Here is a 16,250-nt window from a genome sequence, read left to right as displayed (position 1 = left end):
CACCTCGTCAGGTTGTTTGGCAATTGGAAGCCGGGATACCTCGATCCGCGACGGTAAGCCCGGCCTCGATCGCCATGGCGCGAAGGTTGCGGTAGCCCATCGTTGCATAGGTGAGGGGATGGGCCTTGGCGGGATCCTGTTCAGCCTCGACAACCAGCCAGCCGGAGTAACCGGCATCGGCCAGGATCTTGAGTAGCGTCGGATAATCTTGCGCGCCGTCTCCCGGCACCGTGAAGATGCCTTCCATCACGGCGTGCATGAAGCTCCAGTCTTCGGCGCGGGCGCGCTTCAGGATCTCTGGCCGGACATCCTTGCAGTGCACGTGGACGACGCGGGCGACGTGGCGCTGCAGCAACGCTTTCGGGTCGCCACCGGAAAAGGCGCAGTGACCGGTGTCGTAGAGCAGGCCGAAGGCCTCGCCGGTATTGGCCATCAACTTGCCGATCTCGTCGTCGGTTTCGACGATCGTGCCCATGTGATGGTGGAAGGCCATCCGCACGCCGAAATCGGCAAAGCGTTCCGACAGCGTGGTGATCTTGGCGCCGTAAGCTTTCCACTCGTCGTCGGCGAGATGCGGACGTTGCGAGATCGGGTCGTGGATGGCGCCGTGGCGGCCACGCGAGGTGTCGGCGTAGACCACATGCTTGGCGCCGAGGTCGCGCAGCAGCGTCAGATGCGGTAGGATCGCCTCGAATTCCTGATCGATGTCGTGGTCGAGGATGCGGCCATCGTACCAGCCGGAGACGAGGTCGAGCTGATGCTGCTCGAGGATCGGGCCAAGCTCAGCGCTCTTGCGCGGGAACTTGCCGCCGAGCTCCGTGCCCGCAAAACCCGCCTTGCGGGTTTCCGACAGGCACACCTCCAGGGGGGTGTCTCCACCGAGTTCCGGCACGTCGTCATTCGTCCACGTGATCGGATTGATGCCAAGCCTTACTGTCATACGAGTTGTCTTTCCAATAATAGATGCTTCACTTGACGCTCCCTCTTCCTCGCGGTTGAGGGTCGCCCTACTACGCTGGCCGGAGCGCCGCATATCGAAACCCGGTGCGATTCGACCAACTGCAGGCAAGGATGGTGGGGAGATACATCTGAAGGTGCACGCCGAACCCTCCCAGCCGCGCTACCTCAATGCGAGTGTAGATCCCCCTCCAGAAATCACCCTCGATCTGCGGTTAGACTACACCTATCTGTAACCTGCACGAGTTCCAGTTTGGCGGAAAAATTAGGAACCAGTTGTCAGTGGTCGTCGGAAGACGTAGCGTGGCACATCGTCTGGTCCACGTCAGGAAACGCCTGTGTCATCCGCACGCTGTCTCCGCCAATCTTTTCCCCTCGACATGATTGCTGTCGATCGAACCAGCGAGATGTCCCTGCATCGGCAGCTGCACCGCGCGCTGGTGAAGATGATCCAGGACAGGACGCTTGCCGCCGGTACGGCCTTGCCGTCGACGCGCGAACTCGCTGCCGATCTGGCTTTGGCCCGCAACACTATCATCGCGGCCTATGACCAGCTCGTCACCGAGGGCTATCTCGTCAATCGACAGGGCGCTCGCTATGTCGTAGTGGATCTCCCTCTGTTGCCGAAATTGCAGACCCCGTCGCTGATCATCCCAAGCGAGCGGACTCTGTCGGTGCGAGGCATGGCATTGATGCACCAGCCGTTCCACCATGGATCGCCGGGATGCTTCGCCTTTCATCCGGGCATGCCCGACGCTCATAACTTTCCCTTTGGCGTCTGGGGTCGCCTGCTGGCGCGGCGGGCCAGCTTCGCCGGAGACAGCTTGTTCGGGACCTACCACGTAACAGGCTTGCCTGAACTGAAGGAGGCGATCGTCGGCTACCTGGCCTCCTCGCGCGGTGTCATCTGTACCAAGGAGCAGATCGTCATAACCACAGGCGCACAAGCGGCCTTCGATCTTCTGGCGCGCCTGCTGCTCGATCCCGGCGATCGGGTGTGGATGGAAGAGCCAGGCTACTACGGTGCCAAGGCGGCCTTCACTGTCGCTGGCGCCGATGTCCGTCCCATGCCGGTCACCCTCGAGGGATGGCAGATGGGCCGGCCTCCGAAAAACATCCGGTTGATTTATGTGACACCGGCCTGCCAGCATCCCCTTGGAACGTCAATGCGCATGGAGCAGCGGCTGCAGCTGCTGGAGCTCGCGGAAAGAAGCAATGCCTGGATCATTGAGGACGATTTCGACGGCGAATATCGGTTCCAGGGCCGACCGGTTCCCGCCGTGCATGGAATGGATCGCTCCGGCAACGTCATCTACGTCGGCACCTTCGCAAAACTACTCTTTCCGGCGCTTCGTCTCGGCTTCATGGTCCTACCACCGGGCCTCTGCGATCGCATCCACCCCGCCCTCAGCACAACAGGACAGTTTCCGCCGCTCTTCCTGCAGGCAGCGCTCGCTGACTTCATCGTCGAGGGACACATGAGCCGACACCTGAAACGCATGCGGCGGATCTATGCTGGCCGCCGGCAATTCTTCTATTGGATCTGCGAGGAGCGGCTTTCCGACTACATGCAGTTGCTGAACGCCGAAGCGGGCATTCAGGTCGTTGGGCACTTGCGCAAGGGCCTGAGCGACATCCAGATCGGCGAAGCCGCGACAAGGCTCGGCATCAATGTATCACCGCTGTCGAAATACTATCAGCATGAGACACCCATCCAAGGGCTCGTGCTGGGATACGCCGCCTGTAACAAGTCGCAAACGGAACTGGGGATCGGCCAGCTGGAACGAGCGTTCGAGGAACATGTCGGCGTTCCGTCCCATTCCTAGTGATAGTGGTACCATCAAACTTGTTTGAAACGGCACTTCTGAAGATACCGAAATCTGAGTAGCTTTCCTTCAACAGCAGTCGCTTACATGGGAGAGTTGCGATGTACTACTATGGGCAGGAAGAAATCGATGCACTGGCAAATGTCATCCGATCCGGCGTCCTTTTTCGGTATCACGAAGGTAGCCAGTGCGAGAAGTTCGAGAGCCGTTATTCCAACTTTCTCGGGGTCAAGCATTTCTCGTTGGCGGTGAGTGGCTCTTATGCGCTGTCGGCCGGACTGATGGGCCTCAACATCGGTCCGGGTGATGAGGTGATCATTCCCGCCCACACCTATATGGCGACCGCAACGTCGGTTCTCGCCGTTGGCGCGATCCCGGTAATCGTCGACATCGACGAGAGCGTGACGATCAGCCCTAAGGCCATCCGCGCAGCCATTGGGCCGCGAACGAAGGCCATCATCCCCGTACATATGTGGGGCGCCGCCTGTAACATGGATGAGATCATGGCTATCGCGGAGGAGTTCAACCTCTTCGTGCTGGAAGATTCGTGCCAGGGCGTCGGCGGCTCTTACAAAGGACGAAAGTTCGGCTCGATCGGCCATGCTGGCGCATTCAGCTTCAACTACTTCAAGAACATGAGTTGCGGCGAGGGTGGTGGTCTTGCCACCAACGATCCCCAGGTCGCCGAAAGGGTGCGATGCGCCATCGATCCGTGCCACTACTATTGGCAGGGCCGAACCGACAGCATAAAGCCGTTTGCAAGTAATGGCGCCCGTGCCTCGGAATTCATGGGGGCGCTCCTCAACGTTCAACTCGACCGCATCGACGGGTTGATCTCGAGCATGCGCAGGGAGAAGAAACGCATCATCGCCGGTACTGCGAGCCTCGACAATCTCGGCCTCAGATTAAGCCCGATGAACAGTCCGGACCACGATTGCGCAACACACGTCATGTATCTTCTGCCTAACGCCGAGGCAGCAAACCGGTTCGTCGAGGTCTTCCCGGCCGTAATCGCCGGTAAGACCGGCCGCCACACCTACACCGAATGGGACCAGGTACTGCAGCACGAGGGCGCTTTCCACCCGGTCCTCAACCCCTACAATCTGATTGAAAACCGCGAATGCCGTCGTGAATATTCGCGAGACATGTGTGCCTCGTCGCTGGATATCCTGGCTCGCACGGTCATGGTCCCGACCGATCCGCTCCGAGTACCGGAAAAGACCGCCGATATCATCCATGACATTGCGGAAGCTGCACGTATCGCACTCACCAACGCTGCCCCGGCGTCTGCCACCGTTCGCACGTCCGGCGCCGTCGACATTCAGAAATACACCTGACGGGGCTGCATTCCAGCGGGGCTGCGTTGCTTAATCACATTCATGCAACGCAGCCCCTGTCTTTTGACCGCAGGCTTTCCTGGAACGCGGCCCTAAGCCGCTCCAATCCTTTTTGCCGTTCGGTTGAGCCAACACCGGTATAGCCCATGATGATGCCCTGTTCCGGCGGCGAATGACGGTAATGCGGCGAAAGCGGGCTGACGTCGACCGCGTGCGCGGCCGCCAACCCGCAGAATTCCACGTCCGACATCGGCATCTTGAACCGGCCCACAACTTGCATGCCGGTATCGATCTGTTCGACCGACAGCCATTCGCCGAGATAGGCGTTGCATTCCCGGACGAATTCGGCCTGACGCTCGGCATAAATGCGTCGCATCTTTGCGAGGTGCTTTGCAAAGAAGCCCTCCTCGATAAAATCCGCAAGTGTCGCCTGCAGCAGAAGAGGCGGGTGTTTGCCGGTAATGCTGACGGCCGCGTCGAACGCTTGGCTCAGGCGCGCCGGCACGACGACAAAACCGATGCGGAGAGCAGGGAACATCGTCTTGCCGAAAGTGCCGACGTAAAGAACCGTGCCGTTTTTGTCGAGGCCCTGCATGGCAGGGATCGGTTTGCCGCGATAGCGATACTCGCCGTCATAGTCGTCTTCAATAATCCACGCGTTCAGGTTTTCTGCCGCGTTCAACAACTCGAGGCGATTTTCAAGACGCATCGCGAGCCCCATCGGCCATTGACAGGATGGCGTGACAAAGAAGAGCCTCGGATTCAGCTCGAAGGCGGTGCGAACGGACCATCCATCGCGGTTGACGTAGAGCGGGATCGGAACACCGCCGGCCGCCAGCATCGCGCTGAAGGCGCCGGAATATCCGGGCTCCTCGTAGCAGAAGGCGTCACCTTCATCGAGGAGAAGGCGCGCGCAGAGGTCGAAGGCCGACTGCGCCCCGGTAACGATGATAACTTGCGACGGCGTGCACTCGACGCCGCGCGAAACCCCAAGATAGTTGGCAATTGCCGTTTGTAGTCTCGGGTGACCCGAGAGCGAATGATAGCCAAAGATCTCCTCGTGGGGGTAACGGGCATGCCTCTTCAACAGGCGGGCCCAAGTGGAAAACGGAAACTCCCGAATATCGGGAAAGCCCGGATGAAAAGCGATTTGCCCGGGAACGGTCTGATCCTTCGGCTGGCGGACAATGACGTTGCCGCGCCGCGACAGTTGCGGAAGATGCAGTTCGTCCTGCTGGGAGTCCGGTTTCTTGGTCGGTTCCGGCAGATCGCTGATCCACGTTCCCGAGCCTGACCTGCATTCGACATAACCCTCCGCCAGCAAGGCGTCATAGGCGGCGATCACAGTATTGCGGCTGATGTGTAGCTCGTCGGCAAGCGTGCGGCTGGAGGGCAGCCGCGTGTTAGCCTTGAGCTTCCCGCTCAGGATCAGACGGGTTAGTTCGTTGTAAAGCTGGCGGTGGAGCGCCGTCTCGGCGTCGGCGTCAAGCGTCAGCAGATCTAGGGAAAACTGCATTCGCTTTCGCATGAAGTGGCACCATCAAAAATCGCGAATTTGTCCCTTTTGCTGGGGTCATTATCGACGTTAAATTTTCTACGTCAACTATTCAGGTCCCGCCCAGCGCCGAGCCGGGTCGGCAAAGCCGGGGGGTACAAAATGAAAGTAGCCATTGTCGGGACGGGCGGCATTGCCAAGGTCCACGCACGTGCGATCCTGCATCTTGGTGGAGAAATCGCCGGCGTCTGCGGCAGTTCACTGGACTCGGCCAAGTCCTTCGGCCATGGCCGGCCTTACGGCGACATCGAACAAATGCTAGCCGAGGTAAAGCCTGACGTCGTTCACATCTGCACGCCGAACCACCTCCACAAGATTCAGGCGATCGCTGCTTTCGAAGCGGGGGCGCACGTTCTATGCGAAAAGCCCATCGCTGCTTCTATCGACGACGCCTCGCTGATGATCGAAGCTGCCGCACGTGCGGGCCGCGTCGGTGCCATCATGTATCACAATCGTGGATATCCGCTCGTGCAATTGATGCGCGAGCGCATTGCCTCTGGGGAGGTCGGGCGGCTGCTTCGCGTCGGCGGATGCTACATGAACGACGAAGGCTTGTCCCCCGATCGGTTCACCTGGCATTTCGTTTCGAAGCAGGTCGGGCGCTCATTCGCGATGATGGATATCGGCGTCCATTGGCTGGATCTAGTCGAGCATGTGACCGGCCGCTTTATCTGTGAGGTGACCGCACAGTTCAGCACCCATCACCCGAAACGCGTCTGGTCCGGCCACCCGGGGCAGGGACCGCGCCCACCCGGACGGGAGCTCGAGAACGGTGTTGAAGTGGACGTGCAAGTGGAGGATCACGCCGAGATCATGGTGCGCTTCGATAACGGCGCCTCCGGCAGTGCCACAATCAGCACGGTGTCGGCCGGCTACCCCAACCGGCTGGCGATCTCGGTGGACGGCACCAATCTCGGTTTGGATTGGACGCAACAGGAACCGGAGTGGTATCTGGAGCGGCGAGGCGAGGGCCTTTTGAAACGCTTCCGTACGCCTAACGACCTTTCGCCTGACAAATCCTACATGACGTTCCTGCCGGCGGGCCACGCCGAGGGACACGGGGAGGCGTTCAGAAACGTCATTTCGCAAGCATGGCGCGGCATGCGGGGAAAGCCTGCGGAATTTCCAAGCTTCGAGGATGGGCTGCGGGGCTTGCGTCTCGTCGAAGCCGCAATTCGGAGCGCTGCGGAACGTCGCACCATTGCGGTCGCGCCATGAGTGGCAATCTGAGGGTCGGCAAAGTGGCACCATCAGGATTGATGGAAGCGGTGCTTTGCTGCGAATGCGATGCCTCTAAAGTACCGGCATCGAGATGAACGAAGTCCAACTGAAGTCACGCAGATACTTGGGAGGGTAGCATGATGAATAGACGACAATTTCTCGGTTCCACGGCGGGTTTTGCGCTGCTCGCGAGCCCGTTTGTAGCCAGAGCTGCCCAGCGGGAGCTTCGGATCGCGGTCTGGCAAGGCTATGCCGAGCCCGAATGGGTCAAGCCCTTTGAAGAAGCAAACGATGTCAAGGTCAACATCACCTACTTGACCTCCGACGAAGAGTTCTTTGCCAAGATGCGCGGATCGCAGGGAGCGGGTTTCGACGCTTTCTCCATCAACACGTCGCTGGTGCCGCGCTATCAGAAACTCGGTCTCGTCAAGCCGATCGACCCCACCAAGGTTGCGCGCATGGACCGCCTGAGCCCGGTCTACAAGAACGTCACTGACTTGAACATCGACAGTCAATTGTGGGGCATTCCCTTTGCCTGGGGCTCGCAGCCGCTAATCTACGACACAGCACAGTTCGACCAGGCTCCCGACAGCTGGCACGTGATGTGGGATGAGGGCAATGCTGGGCAGCTCATTAACTTCGACGATCCGGGTACAATCACACTCGCTGCGTTGCTGCTCGGCTTTCCGAATCCTTACAAGCTCGAGCCCGATCAGTTGCAGGCCTGCAAGGCGAAACTCATCGAGCAGAAAAAGCTCCTAATGACCTACTACACCGGCTTCGACGACGGCGTGAAAATTTTTGCCGAGAATAAGATCAAGGCGATGCTGTCGATCGGAGAGCTGCAGCTCGTCAACCTCAAGAAGCTCGGTGTGGACGCCATGCTCACCATCCCGAAGGAAGGGGCAACCGGCTGGCTCGACTGCTGGGTCGTTTGCAATGGGGTCAAGGACGTCGATCTCGCGCACGCCTGGATCAACAACTGCATGGCCGACGAGGTTGGCACGGTACTTTCCACCAAGTTGAAATACGGCAACACGACCAACCAGAAAGCCAATGAGGACAATGGCCTGACCTACGCCGACAAACTGTTCTTCGCGCAGCAGGCGGAAAACCAGGAGGCGCGAACAGCCTTGTGGAACGAGATCAAGGCGGCTTAGAAAATCGACGGGGGGTGATGCTCATGCATCGCCCCCGATCCTCTTTCGCAATACCGCTCGGCGGTGCACGTGGTCGTTAGACGCAAGAAGGGAAAGCGGCGCGATGTCGTCTCTTGAAGGAGAGCAGGATCTTGTCCTGCGCGGAGTGAGCAAAAGATATGGACATTTGCAGGTCCTGCAGCCGACCGAGCTTCATGTCCGATCGGGTGAATTCCTGACGATCGTCGGATCTTCGGGGTCCGGCAAGACGACCCTCTTACGGATGATCGCAGGCTTTACCAACAATACCTCCGGGGAGATTCTGTTTCAGGGACGCGACATCACCAATGTGCCGACCCACAAACGCCCCTTCAACACGGTCTTCCAGGACTACGCGCTTTTTCCGCACATGACGGTAGCCGAGAACATCGGTTACGGGCCGATGATCCGCCGCCAGCCGCGTGAGGCGATCACCCGCAAGGTCAACGAGGCGCTGTCGATCGTAGGCCTGCAGAAAATGATCGACCGTATGCCGTCGCAGCTCTCTGGCGGGCAGAAACAGCGTGTCGCGCTTGCCCGTGCACTCGTTTGTGAACCTAAGGTGCTGCTGCTCGACGAACCTCTTTCCGCCCTCGATGCCGAAATGCGCTATCAGATGCAAACCTTCCTCAAGGATCTGCAGCGTCGTGTTGACACCACCTTCATTCTCGTCACACACGATCAGGAAGAGGCGATCACGATGTCCGATCGCATTGCGGTGATGAGCGCAGGCCGGATAGAACAGGTCGGCGACCATCGCGAAGTCTACTACGCGCCGAAAACGCCGTTTGTCGCGAGCTTCTTCGGCGATACCAATCTAATCGCCGGGACCTTGACTCCCGATGGTGGCCTTCAGACGCCGCTTGGCCTGCTTGCCGACGTCGCCGCAAGGGGACCGCGCAAGGCAAAGGTAATCGCCTCCCTTCGCCCAGAGGCCATCCAGCTTAGCGCGGCAGGCAGAATGGATGCTGGTATTCAGCGCGAAGGCGAGAGAATCTGTATTTCCGCGCGGATTCGGAGAACCATCTTCGCAGGCCCGCTGACACGCGTCGTTGCAACCTGCGACGATCATCCCGAGATCGAATTTCTGGTCAAGGTCACGAGCGGCGATTTGCCGGTGTCGAGCGTGCCGGGGACTTCGGTTCGACTTCGCTTTTCTGCCAAGGATCTGGCAATTGTTCCGGTCGATGGTGACGAAGCCGCATCTGCTGCCGGACATCTTAAACTTGTCGCGGCTTCGGAAGGTGCGAGATGAGGTCGGGAGCACGTCTTTTCCTGTTTCTGATCGCCGCGGCGGGTCCGGTTCTGTTGGTGCTGTTGCCGCTCAGTGGCTTTGTCTTGAATTCGTTCTATTCGATGAACGGCAGCGAAATCGTGCGAGGTTTTTCGGCCGGCAACTACGTCCAGTTCGCCAACAACCAGGCCTATGTCGGGGTCCTTTGGCACACGATCTGGCTTTGCGGCCGTGTCGCCCTAATCTGCCTATTGCTGGCCTATCCGCTGGCCTGGTATGTCTGGCAGCAACCGGAGGCTAAACGCTTTCCACTGTTGCTGGTGATCATCTTGCCGCTGTTCATGAGCTATATTGTCAAGCTGTTCACGATGCGCTCGCTTCTAGCGGTAACCGGGTTAATGAATGAGCTGTTGCTCGACGCCGGTTTTCTCGCCAAGCCGACGACGGCGTTTATGTTTAATGAAAATGCTATCCTCCTGACGATGGTCGCGATGTACCTGCCGTTCGTGTTCCTGCCGATATATCTGGCCTTGGAACGCATTCCCGAATCTCTTGTACAGGCATCGGCCGATCTCGGCGGCACGCAGGCGACTACCTTCCGCCACGTGGTTTGGCCGCTCTCCGTTCCTGGCGTCATATCCGGAGCAATCTTCGCTTTCGTCCTGTCGCTCGGCGATTACGTGACACCGCAGATGGTCGGTGGTCCGAACGGCTTTACCTTCGGACGCGTGATCTTCTCTCAGTTTGGTGCCGCCTATAACTGGCCGCTGGGTGCTGCACTCGCGGTCGTCCTGGTGATCGTCAGCGGAGCGGCCATCCTGTCGGCAGGGCTAGTTTCCAAGAAGGGTGAGGCATAGCAATGAGGTCCAGCGGAGGAGAGAAATTTGTCTACGGGCTTTGCGCGGTCCTGTTTGCATTGACGGTGTTGGTTCTCTATGCGCCGATCCTCGTCAACGCGTTGCTTTCGGTGGTGCCGCGCAAAGCTGGCTCGCTGCATTGGGCGGAAGCCGGCGGCGGTGCCTATCTTGAGCTCTTCGGCAACGTTGACCTCATGCAATCGCTGTTTGCCAGTGTCATCGTCGCGGTTTCGGCTTCGGTCCTGTCGAGCGTGATCGCGGTCGTGATGGCGCTCTATCTCGACAGCAGGTTCGCTTTCGGTCGCCGGGCCATCGAGACCCTGATCTATCTGCCCTTCATCATGCCGTCGATGATCACCGGGCTGGCGCTTCTCATCTATTTTACCGCTTTGAAGGTGCCGCTCAGCCTGGCGACAGTCACTCTCGGGCACACGATATTCGTCCTGGCAATAGCCTATCGCCTGACAAGTGTGCGGCTCACCAATCTGTCACCTTCGTTGCGCGAGGCGTCAATGGATCTCGGCGCCAATGGCTGGCAGACCTTCCGCCATATTATCTTCCCACACCTTCAGCCTGCCATCCTGTCGGGCGTGCTATTCGCAGCGGCGATCTCCATCGACGAAACCCTGATTACACTGTTCCTGTCTGGGGATCGCATGACGCTTCCCATCCGTCTTTGGTCGATGCTACGCGTCGGCTTTACGCAAGAGATCAACGCCTTGGTAACACTCGTCATCGCGGGCACACTTGTGGTGGCACTGTTCGGCCTGCGCGTCTGGAAGAAGGACGGAAAGCTTGAATTTTGAGACTGAGTGGACCTGTTCCTCCTTTACGGTCCATTCACGTCCGGTATCCATCGTCGCGACCGTCAAGCGATGACCTGTATTTTGTGAGCGCGAAACACGGCACAATCGATACTCTATGACTGCTCGCCAGCGAGATCGGGCGGCGGGTCGTTCCGAGGCTTGGCGCCGACTACCGAAGCGGTCAAATATGAAAAACAGCACGCGGGGCTATGTGCCCGCTCAAGCACCGTTACTTGTTTTCTGATGGGACGACTATCCAATTTGATTGTGTCTACACGTGTAATTGGAGCAGGCTCTGCGCGCTGGTTTGTCACCGGAGGATGCTACGAAGCCTAACCGGTGGAAGTTGGCGCGTTGCCGATTGATATCGTTGGCGTCGTGTCGAACCACACTCGACTACCCGACGAGGGGCAGATCATCGAACAGGATGCCGCCGCGTCATCCCATGCCGGATCGTCGTGCGACCAGGTAGTGATCGGCCGCCCTGCGAGAGCCAGTTCCTGGCGCGGGCAATCCATGCACCTCCATCACAGTCTCTTCATGAACGGGAAGAAAAAGACAGTCTTTCCGCCAAGCCCGGATCCTTCAACGAAGAGCGTATGAGGTGGGGGGGCGCGCCTCCTCGGATTTTGCGATATAGTCTCACGGAGGAGGTGAAGCAGCCGTTGCTCTGGATGCCGAGTAAACTGAAAATCCGTCCGGTCCGAAGGCCTGTTCTCATGTCACCAACCGAATATCCGGCGACGCAGAGCGGGCTTGTCTAACGCAATCTCTCCCGGCTCGCTTTGCTTCGTAAAGCGCCATGTCGGCCCGGCGCATTGCGTCGTCAAGGCTTTCTCCGACGGGAATTTCGGCAACACCGAAGCTGGCACTGACGGTCAGTGTTGGAGGCAACCCCTCCACAGTGATCCCCGTCGCTCCGCGTCGTACAGAGCTGGCAAACAGCATGGCCGTTTCGACCGTTGTGTTCGGCATGAACACGGCAAACTCCTCGCCTCCAATGCGCCCGACGATGAAATTCGGCGCGGCGCCGGATTTCAGGAGGTCAGCAAAGGCGCGGATCACCTTGTCTCCGGCATGGTGACCGAACGTGTCGTTGATGCTTTTGAAGCGATCGATATCGCAGGTCATGACGGAATGCCGGACGGCGGGGGCGACAAGGCGGGCAGCGGCGACACCGTTCTCGAAACCGCGGCGGTTGGCAAGATCCGAAAGTACATCCCTTTCGGAATTGCTGCGTTCATCGGCCATGATATCGAGGACGAGGACCGAAAGCAGTGTCAGACCAACTGCCACGATCAATACGGCAGTCGATCCCTGTGAAATCAATGCGTAGTTTGTATGAATATAGTCAGTTGCCGCCGCGCCGGCACCGGCGGTCACTGCCAGACCAGCCTTTGCAAAGAAATGTAGACCGGTTGCGGTAAGCAGATAGCCGAGGACCCGATCGATTCTTGCGCGGCGCCGTGACGCGAAGACCGCAGCAGCGCTGGTGAGAATGACCAGCGCAAAAGGTGTTTGATAAGATAAGGCGTGCCGAAGCGTGCTACGCGGCAGGCCATAGATAAACAGATCAAGTAAGATGCAAAGGGTGAAAAAAGATATCGCCCAGAATGGCGCGATCCGCACGCCGTAAAGCTCGCCAATACCAAAGCGCAGCAGGATCATGCCACCAAGCACAGTTGCAAATGCCAAAACGGCGAAGAGCTTCGACAAATCTGTATACGCAACGAAGAGTTCACTGATGGCAGAAAGAGAGGCGACAGCAAAACCTGCCGAGAACCATAGCGCAGCCTGGCGCGACTGGCTGCGCACCGCCACGACGGCGAACACCAGCGCAAAGCAGATTGCGATGATGAAATTCACCACAAGGAAGAAAACTGCTCCATTCACCATTGCACAAGAATCCGCTGCCAATCCCGCCGAAGCTTCAGTACAAGTGTCTTAATAAACTGTGAAACGCGACATTGTTAAGTGGGTGGCTTTCCGGACATTCTCGGCGTGACCTGCGATCCGCCTCACGATACCTGAGCTCTGGCGAAGATCGACCCGATCACCAGTCGGGGTGGGGGGCGATGCCCCCGGCTAGAAAACCGGCAACTATGGGGACCGTTTCAAGGTTTCGCAGGTCCGATGATGATGATCTTCCCAACGACAGTTCCCCGCTCCAGAGCGATATGAGCTTGCGCCGTTTGGTCCAGCGGTAGAGTGAGCCCGATCATCGGGCGGCAGGCATCATCTTCAAGACAGTCTGTAATGTCGGCGATCGCGGCTTCCTTAAATGTGATCGGACTTTACCGCCCAACATCGATCTTCGTCACGGTAACACAGCCTTCGGTGAACGCCGGTCCTATTTTGGCGAAGACAAAATGCCCCTGATCAACGAAAAACGGCCCGGCGGAGCCGAGCCGTTTCACTGTGTTGGCCCGATAAAGCAGGATCTTACCAGGACGGGATCAGGGCGCCCTTGAACTGCTCGTTGATGAACTTGCGGATGCTTTCATCATGGTAGGACTCGACCAGTGTCTTGGCCCAGGGCGCGTCCTTGTCGGCGGCGCGGACGACGATGACGTTGGCATAGGGTGACTTTTCGCCTTCGATGGCGATGGCGTCGGTCTTGGGATGCAGGCCGGCTTCCATGGCGTAGTTGGTGTTGATGACGGCGGCATCGACGTCTTCAAGCGAACGCGGCAGCTGGGCGGCATCGATTTCGGCGAACTCGATGTTCTTCGGGTTCTCGACGATATCGGCAACCGTCACCTTGATGCCCGGGTTCTCCTTGAACTTGATCAGGCCCTTGCTAGCCAGAACCAGAAGCGCACGACCGCCGTTGGTCGGGTCGTTCGGGATGGCAACGGTAGCGCCGTCCTTCAGTTCGTCGAGGCTCTTCACCTTCTTGGAGTAGACGCCCATCGGCGTGGTGATGGTCGTGCCGATGCTGACGAGATCGAACTTACGGTCGGCAATCTGGTTGTCGAGATAGGGCTGGTGCTGGAACGAGTTGGCCTGGATGTCGCCGTCGGCCAGCGCCTGGTTCGGCACGACATAGTCGGAGAACTCGACGATCTCGATATTCAGACCCTTGGTCTTGGCGACTTCGGCGACCTTTTCCATGATCTGGGCGTGCTCGCCTGGCGTGACGCCGACCTTGATATCCTCGGCGAAGGCCGAGCCGGCTGCAAAGGCCGCAATCGCGGCAGCGATGATGAACTTTTTCACGGGAGTCTCCTTGGTATGTTATTGGATATGCGAACTAGAGATCAGTTATTCCGGTTACGCTTGTCGAAGCGGCGGGCGAGCCCGTCGCCGGCGCTTTGCACGACCTGCACGAGCACGATCAGCACCGCGACGACGAGTACCATCATCTCCGGATTGAAACGCTGGTAGCCAAAGCGGATGCCGAGGTCGCCCAGGCCTCCGCCGCCGACGGCCCCGACCATGGCCGAGTAGCCGATCAGACTGACGATGGTCATCGTCAGCGCCATCAGGATGCTGGGTCGCGCCTCTGGAAGCAGCACTTTGTAGACGATCTGGGATGGCGTTGCTCCCATGGCGCGGGCGGCCTCGATCAGGCCCTTGTCGACCTCGCGGATGGCAGATTCAACGAGGCGCGCGAAGAACGGAATGGTGGCGATGGTCAGCGGCACGATCGCTGCCCAAGTGCCGATAGAGGTACCCGTCAAAAGGCGTGTCAGCGGCACGATGGCAACGACCAGGATGATGAACGGCGTCGAACGAGCGGCGTTGACGACGAGGCCAAGCACGCGATTGGTTTTCGGTGCCGGAAACAGCTCACCCTTGCCTGATGTGGCGAGAAAGACACCGATCGGCAGGCCGATGATCGAGCCGACGATGCCGGCAACGAGGACCATTTGCAGGGTCTGCATCAGCGCCTTGGAGAGGAGGCCGAAAATCATATCAGGCGACATAGCCGAGCACCTCCGTTGTAAGGCCCGTTTCGGCATAGAAGCGGTTAGCCCGGGCGACGACATCCGGCTCCGCCGAATAGGAAACGACAAGTGAGCCAAAGGGCTCGCCCGATATCTCCTCGATCGCGCCAGCGAGAATATTGACGTCCGAGCCGAGCTCGGCGACAAGCCGGCCGGTCAGAGGTTGAAAGGCCGTGTCTCCGAAGAACACCAGCCGGACGAGCACACGGTCGCCGGCCGATGGCTGCGACTTGACGGCGGAGCGCAGCCAGTTCGGCAGTTTCAGGGCCGAGGCGAGCAGCGTGCGCGTCGTCTCGTGCTGCGGGTTGGTATAGACGTCGAAGGTACGGCCGGATTCGACGATGCGGCCGGCATCGATGACAGCCACATGGCTTGCGATGGTTTTCACCACCTCCATCTCGTGGGTGATCAGGAGAACGGTGAGACCGAGATCGGCATTGATCCGCTTCAGGAGCTCGAGGATCGACTGCGTTGTCTCCGGGTCGAGCGCCGAGGTCGCCTCATCGGAGAGCAGCAGCTTGGGGTCCGTCGCCAGCGCGCGGGCAATGCCGACGCGCTGCTTCTGGCCGCCCGAGAGTTCGGAAGGATAGCTGCCGGCCTTGTCACCGAGGCCGACAAGGTCGAGCAGCGGCCCGACCTTGGCACGGATCGCCTTCTTTTCGACGCCTGCAATTTCCAGCGGCAGCGCCACATTGTCGAAGGCGGTGCGCGACGACAGTAGATTGAAATGCTGGAAAATCATGCCGATCTGGCGGCGCAGGCCACGCAGACCGTCCTCACCAAGCGCGCCGACGTCGACACCATCGACGAGCACCTTGCCCGACGTCACGCTCTCGAGCCCGTTGACCATGCGGATGAGCGTCGATTTGCCAGCGCCAGAGCGACCGATTATCCCGGTGATGGCGCCGCGTTCAACTGTCAGATCGACGCTTTCGACGGCGGTGAAACCACCTTCGCCCGCGGGCCCGTAACGCTTCCCGGCGCCCTGGAAGGCTACCATCGGTACCGAATGTGCCACGGCGACCGGATCGCTTCCGGTTTGGCCGTCCGGCGCGGCGTATGTAGCGCCTGCGCGGCCCGCATGTTGGCTCGTCATGCTATGCTCTCAGATGTTGGTCTTCACAAACTGGGGGCTCTATAACCGCAAATGTACAAATTAGCCAATCCGCTGCACCTTCGAATACAAACACGTTCTGACAGATGGTTTCAGCAATGAGGATGCTGTTTTCTTCTGAAGTCGAGGCCGAAAGCTTAGGTTTCGGCGTCTCGGGATGGCGCCCAGACTTTACCGGCACGGTGCCTAGCCGCGTTGGCCGCCACTAGCAAATG

Annotated in this window: 13 protein-coding genes; 7 read left to right on the top strand and 6 right to left on the bottom strand. The window is 59.1% G+C overall.

The annotated features are described in order from the left end of the window. Positions 1 to 7 precede the first annotated feature (7 nt). Positions 8 to 940, bottom strand: a complete 933-nt coding sequence (gene iolE, locus IB248_RS05445) for a myo-inosose-2 dehydratase (RefSeq protein ID WP_025659231.1) — start codon at positions 938 to 940, stop codon at positions 8 to 10. Positions 941 to 1,295: 355 nt separating this feature from the next. On the opposite strand from iolE, the gene IB248_RS05440 reads away from it, so the two are divergent. Together IB248_RS05440 and IB248_RS05435 are read left to right on the top strand one after the other, a co-directional pair. Continuing rightward, positions 1,296 to 2,783, top strand: coding sequence for a PLP-dependent aminotransferase family protein (locus tag IB248_RS05440; protein ID WP_169680682.1), 1,488 nt, complete (start codon positions 1,296 to 1,298; stop codon positions 2,781 to 2,783). Between the two features lie 101 nt (positions 2,784 to 2,884). Continuing rightward, the gene (locus IB248_RS05435; RefSeq protein WP_169680684.1) at positions 2,885 to 4,120 is read left to right on the top strand and encodes an aminotransferase class I/II-fold pyridoxal phosphate-dependent enzyme; all 1,236 of its coding nucleotides are present in this window, start codon (positions 2,885 to 2,887) and stop codon (positions 4,118 to 4,120) included. 40 nt (positions 4,121 to 4,160) lie between these two features. Here the strand turns inward: IB248_RS05435 and IB248_RS05430 are convergent, their stop codons facing one another. Further along, positions 4,161 to 5,636 (bottom strand): PLP-dependent aminotransferase family protein, encoded by a 1,476-nt coding sequence (locus tag IB248_RS05430; protein ID WP_246733607.1) that lies wholly within the window; start codon positions 5,634 to 5,636, stop codon positions 4,161 to 4,163. A 141-nt stretch (positions 5,637 to 5,777) separates the two neighbouring features. Here IB248_RS05430 and IB248_RS05425 point away from each other — a divergent pair, with 141 nt between their 5' ends. From IB248_RS05425 to IB248_RS05405, 5 genes are all read left to right on the top strand, one after another. Further along, positions 5,778 to 6,893: a Gfo/Idh/MocA family oxidoreductase gene (locus tag IB248_RS05425; protein ID WP_169680688.1), complete on the top strand. Its 1,116-nt coding sequence runs from the start codon at positions 5,778 to 5,780 to the stop codon at positions 6,891 to 6,893. A gap of 140 nt (positions 6,894 to 7,033) precedes the next feature. Further along, positions 7,034 to 8,056, top strand: coding sequence for an extracellular solute-binding protein (locus IB248_RS05420; RefSeq protein WP_025659226.1), 1,023 nt, complete (start codon positions 7,034 to 7,036; stop codon positions 8,054 to 8,056). 103 nt (positions 8,057 to 8,159) lie between these two features. Further along, a complete protein-coding gene (locus IB248_RS05415) occupies positions 8,160 to 9,329 on the top strand; it encodes an ABC transporter ATP-binding protein (protein ID WP_192240478.1) in 1,170 nt (389 codons plus the stop codon). A 56-nt stretch (positions 9,330 to 9,385) separates the two neighbouring features. Continuing rightward, on the top strand, positions 9,386 to 10,165 hold the full coding sequence (locus IB248_RS05410; RefSeq protein ID WP_348648528.1) for an ABC transporter permease: 780 nt from the start codon (positions 9,386 to 9,388) through the stop codon (positions 10,163 to 10,165). A gap of 2 nt (positions 10,166 to 10,167) precedes the next feature. After that, the gene (locus IB248_RS05405) at positions 10,168 to 10,971 is read left to right on the top strand and encodes an ABC transporter permease (RefSeq protein ID WP_169680694.1); all 804 of its coding nucleotides are present in this window, start codon (positions 10,168 to 10,170) and stop codon (positions 10,969 to 10,971) included. 717 nt (positions 10,972 to 11,688) lie between these two features. On the opposite strand, the gene IB248_RS05400 is transcribed toward IB248_RS05405, so the two are convergent. The 4 genes from IB248_RS05400 to IB248_RS05380 all read right to left on the bottom strand — a co-directional run bounded on the left by IB248_RS05400 (position 11,689) and on the right by IB248_RS05380 (position 15,921). Continuing rightward, complete coding sequence (locus IB248_RS05400; protein ID WP_169680696.1) at positions 11,689 to 12,867, bottom strand: GGDEF domain-containing protein; 1,179 nt, start codon at positions 12,865 to 12,867, stop codon at positions 11,689 to 11,691. A 546-nt stretch (positions 12,868 to 13,413) separates the two neighbouring features. Continuing rightward, on the bottom strand, positions 13,414 to 14,190 hold the full coding sequence (locus tag IB248_RS05390; protein ID WP_062375259.1) for a MetQ/NlpA family ABC transporter substrate-binding protein: 777 nt from the start codon (positions 14,188 to 14,190) through the stop codon (positions 13,414 to 13,416). Positions 14,191 to 14,231: 41 nt separating this feature from the next. Next, positions 14,232 to 14,900: a methionine ABC transporter permease gene (locus IB248_RS05385; RefSeq protein ID WP_192240476.1), complete on the bottom strand. Its 669-nt coding sequence runs from the start codon at positions 14,898 to 14,900 to the stop codon at positions 14,232 to 14,234. Continuing rightward, positions 14,890 to 15,921 (bottom strand): methionine ABC transporter ATP-binding protein, encoded by a 1,032-nt coding sequence (locus IB248_RS05380; RefSeq protein ID WP_169680978.1) that lies wholly within the window; start codon positions 15,919 to 15,921, stop codon positions 14,890 to 14,892. The genes IB248_RS05385 and IB248_RS05380 overlap by 11 nt, the downstream gene beginning before the upstream one ends. Between the last annotated feature and the right edge of the window lie 329 nt (positions 15,922 to 16,250).

The organism is Rhizobium sp. RHZ01, assembly GCF_014851595.1.
Taxonomy (GTDB): Bacteria; Pseudomonadota; Alphaproteobacteria; order Rhizobiales; family Rhizobiaceae; genus Rhizobium; species Rhizobium altiplani.
This window is presented reverse-complemented; position numbering and strand designations above follow the sequence as displayed.

Coding starts and splice junctions, on each gene's coding strand:
- iolE (WP_025659231.1), bottom strand. CDS start 940: ATGACAGTAAGGCTTGGCATCAATCCGATCACGTGGACGAATGACGAC.
- IB248_RS05435 (WP_169680684.1), top strand. CDS start 2,885: ATGTACTACTATGGGCAGGAAGAAATCGATGCACTGGCAAATGTCATC.
- IB248_RS05430 (WP_246733607.1), bottom strand. CDS start 5,636: ATGCAGTTTTCCCTAGATCTGCTGACGCTTGACGCCGACGCCGAGACG.
- IB248_RS05425 (WP_169680688.1), top strand. CDS start 5,778: ATGAAAGTAGCCATTGTCGGGACGGGCGGCATTGCCAAGGTCCACGCA.
- IB248_RS05420 (WP_025659226.1), top strand. CDS start 7,034: ATGATGAATAGACGACAATTTCTCGGTTCCACGGCGGGTTTTGCGCTG.
- IB248_RS05415 (WP_192240478.1), top strand. CDS start 8,160: ATGTCGTCTCTTGAAGGAGAGCAGGATCTTGTCCTGCGCGGAGTGAGC.
- IB248_RS05405 (WP_169680694.1), top strand. CDS start 10,168: ATGAGGTCCAGCGGAGGAGAGAAATTTGTCTACGGGCTTTGCGCGGTC.
- IB248_RS05400 (WP_169680696.1), bottom strand. CDS start 12,867: ATGGTGAATGGAGCAGTTTTCTTCCTTGTGGTGAATTTCATCATCGCA.
- IB248_RS05385 (WP_192240476.1), bottom strand. CDS start 14,900: ATGTCGCCTGATATGATTTTCGGCCTCCTCTCCAAGGCGCTGATGCAG.
- IB248_RS05380 (WP_169680978.1), bottom strand. CDS start 15,921: ATGGTAGCCTTCCAGGGCGCCGGGAAGCGTTACGGGCCCGCGGGCGAA.